This is a genomic window from Flavobacterium sp., assembly GCF_035760125.1.
GTDB lineage: Bacteria > Bacteroidota > Bacteroidia > Flavobacteriales > Flavobacteriaceae > Flavobacterium.
The window spans coordinates 1-3,093 of sequence record NZ_DASTTN010000171.1 but is presented as its reverse complement, the minus strand read 5'-3'; the positions used below and the strand labels follow the sequence as shown (position 1 = coordinate 3,093).

The following is a 3,093-nucleotide window of genomic DNA, read 5'->3' as shown; positions in this document are numbered from 1 at the left end:
TGCGATTGTTATCAGAAAGACAACTCCCTTTAACTCTTTTATTTTAAATCCTTTCGATAAATAAATCAGCATAGGCTACTAAAATTTACCTGCTTATTCTAAGGAAAAATTAATATCTGCTGAATAATAAACGGATTGACAAATCCAATGCTCGATCCTAACGAAGTATTTTGTACTTCTTGCCTTCGTACAAAAACGGAAAAATCCTAAAACTATCGACTAATACTACAACAAAGTTCGTCCATGGACTTACGGTTCGCCACAAAAAATTCCCCCATAAATACTTGGCTGTGCCTGCGCTTTATTGCGTTGCTTTTTGCGCTCGCTCGTCCATGACCGCTAAGGTTATATTATTAATCTTAAATATATGGAAATCATGGAAAATGGAATCACAAACCAAAACTGGCAAACCGTTTCTGAAATTGAACTGATCTACAAAACCAAAGTGAAAGCCTCTGAAAGACCACTTATCAAATCTTCCAGATCAGCTTACGAAATTGTATTGTCAACTTGGGATCCCAATAAAATCGAATTCATTGAACAATTCAAAATCCTACTGTTGAATAATAGTAACAGAGTACTTGGATTATATGAACTTTCCTCTGGAGGTATCACAGGGACCGTCGTGGATCTTCGCCTTATATTTGGAGCTGCCCTAAAAGCCAATGCCACCGCCCTGATTATGGCACACAACCATCCCTCCGGTAAACTGATAGCCAGTGAAGCAGACCATTCCATTACCCAAAAAGTCAAAGCCGCAGGCAAATTACTTGATATTGCGGTTCTAGACCATCTGATTGTCACTCCCGAGAATTACTACTCTTTTGCAGATGATGGAACACTGTAAGCATTATTGATCCGATTTGACTTTATTTCACATTATTATCCGTGGAATAAAGCAATGCCGTTTCTTAAACTTAATGGCTGAAGAATAATTTCTCCCAAAACATATTGAAGAACTATCGCAGCAAAAAAAAAATAGCCATCACTAACTTGTCTTGTCATACGTTCTATGTGGTTAATTCCTTCCAAAAAGTTATATATTAAACAAACACCTATTCCAGAAAGATTGGAATTTCACTGTTTATCGAAATTTAATTTTAGCTTAAAAATTACTTTCCTTTTAATTTCCAATCTATAGCTACTATTTCATAAATTTATCAAATGAAAAAAATTATCATTATTCCAGTTTTACTATTAATGTTCGGTTGCGCCGAAAATAAAAATTCCCTTAAAAGTAATACGCCGATTAGCCATCTTGAAATCGAAGAAAAAATTAAAATCATTCAAGGGGAAGTCCTTGAAATAAATCAAGGCAAAGATGGCTATACCGCAAAATTAAAAACTAATACCCAAGAAGTCTATTTTGTTACCATCAGTCGTTCTAACCTTAAAAACCCAGCCCAATACAAGACCACAGAGATCGGCGAAAAACTAAAAGTTTCCGGAGAATTCTATAAGATGGAAAACCAGAATCAAATCACCGTTCGAGAAATTTTATAACCTCCCTCCGGATATTTATCACTTTCGAATCTGATTTGTGTTTTTTGAGAATTTGATCAACTTCAAATAATCATGAAATGTTACTTTTTTTTGAAAATTTTAATACTGATTGGTTTAATTTGGCGGCATAAAACTTTAACAAACCACAATAAAACAAACCCTGTTTTTTCCTAACATTCCATCCCACAAAGATAAAATGTCAATTTCCATAAATCCTTATACTCTCGAATTGACAAGCTTTTATGCGGAATTGACAACAGAATAAAAAACATCCATTATATCATTATAAATCCTTTTCATCATTTAACTCTTTTTCATCGGTTTTTTTAAAATAGTTAAATTCATTTTCAATTTCCTTTTCGTCTCTCCTATTTTGCTTTAGCAGTACGATAATTAATGCAATAGCACCAATAAGCACTATCATTACTATAAACCAATTGATTTCCATAAAATTTTTATTTAAGTCTAATATTGTAATATTATGGTCTGTTTAGAATTAAATGAAACTAGACAAATTAAGTTGTTTCACTTTTCAATATAATAATGTTGTTCTCTTAGGAGAAGAGCTCAGGTAGTTCTCTTATTTTTAGCATTCATGAATAAATTACATCACATCAATACAAACATAAACAACCAAAATTTAAAACATAATTCAATGATAATAAATAAATTACATATTAAAAACAAAAGATAGAATCAGAATAAATCTAATGAAGTAACGAAGCCATTCACGGAAAAACTTGGGAGATTTTTATTGTATTTTCAGTTATAAAAAACTTTTAAAAATAAGCAAAGATATGTGACCATTCTCCTAACCTAGTGACAAACACAACGTGGAGTATTCCATAGCTTACTTTTAAGGAAGAAACCAATTCTATACAATAAACTAAAGGAAAACCACTCTTATTTTTTATTGTGGCCGAACTTATTCACCCGTAATCAAAACCCCTTTTACATTATTTGAAACTTCCAATTGGAACTCAACACCTGATTCATTAATCATGGTTAGATTAAAATCTCTTTTTTGTGCTAAAGCACGGGAGACCTTACCGGAAAACGAATTATACGCTAAATTAACGCTTTCCAAATTGTCTAATTTCTCTATGGTCGGCGGGATATATCCACACATTTTATTGTCAAACAAGCTTAAATTTTCCAGTGCTGTTAAATTTTCTACGTTCTTGCTGATTTGTCCTGAAAATTTATTACTGCTTAAGGCCAACTCTTTTAGATTCTTTAGTTTATACAATGAAGCAGGAAGCGGACCAGATAATTCATTATTAAATAAAGACACAACTTCTAATTCTTTTAAATTTCCAATTTGATTAGGCAATTCCCCTGAAAGCTTATTCATGAAAATCATGATTGTATTTAGATGCGGAATTTCACAAATGGAATTCGGTATTGTTCCTGATAACTTATTGAAAGCAAGATTTAATTCTTTTAAGTTTTTTAGTTCCCCGATCTTTTCAGGAATAGTTCCGGAAATTTGGTTCTTAAACAGATTTAACTCTTCCAAATTTTTTAAATCTGTAATTTCAGCGGGCAATGTCCCTACCAGATTATTATTGGAAAGATTGAGTCCTACTA

The 3,093-nt window shown here is 32.2% G+C and carries 5 protein-coding genes; 2 read left to right on the top strand and 3 right to left on the bottom strand.

Features of this window, described 5'->3' with window-relative positions:
- Positions 1–376 precede the first annotated feature (376 nt).
- Complete coding sequence (locus VFS71_RS06615) at positions 377–847, top strand: JAB domain-containing protein (protein ID WP_326400126.1); 471 nt, start codon at positions 377–379, stop codon at positions 845–847.
- 35 nt (positions 848–882) lie between these two features.
- On the opposite strand, the gene VFS71_RS06610 is transcribed toward VFS71_RS06615, so the two are convergent.
- Positions 883–1,032 carry a hypothetical protein gene (locus VFS71_RS06610; RefSeq protein WP_326400124.1) on the bottom strand — a complete coding sequence of 50 codons (150 nt, stop codon included), beginning with the start codon at positions 1,030–1,032 and terminating at the stop codon, positions 883–885.
- A 132-nt stretch (positions 1,033–1,164) separates the two neighbouring features.
- Here VFS71_RS06610 and VFS71_RS06605 point away from each other — a divergent pair, with 132 nt between their 5' ends.
- The gene (locus VFS71_RS06605; RefSeq protein WP_326400123.1) at positions 1,165–1,503 is read left to right on the top strand and encodes a hypothetical protein; all 339 of its coding nucleotides are present in this window, start codon (positions 1,165–1,167) and stop codon (positions 1,501–1,503) included.
- Between the two features lie 283 nt (positions 1,504–1,786).
- Here the strand turns inward: VFS71_RS06605 and VFS71_RS06600 are convergent, their stop codons facing one another.
- Positions 1,787–1,951, bottom strand: coding sequence for a hypothetical protein (locus tag VFS71_RS06600; protein WP_326400122.1), 165 nt, complete (start codon positions 1,949–1,951; stop codon positions 1,787–1,789).
- 477 nt (positions 1,952–2,428) lie between these two features.
- Positions 2,429–3,093: leucine-rich repeat domain-containing protein (locus VFS71_RS06595; RefSeq protein WP_326400121.1), on the bottom strand; the 665-nt coding region annotated here is incomplete at its 5' end.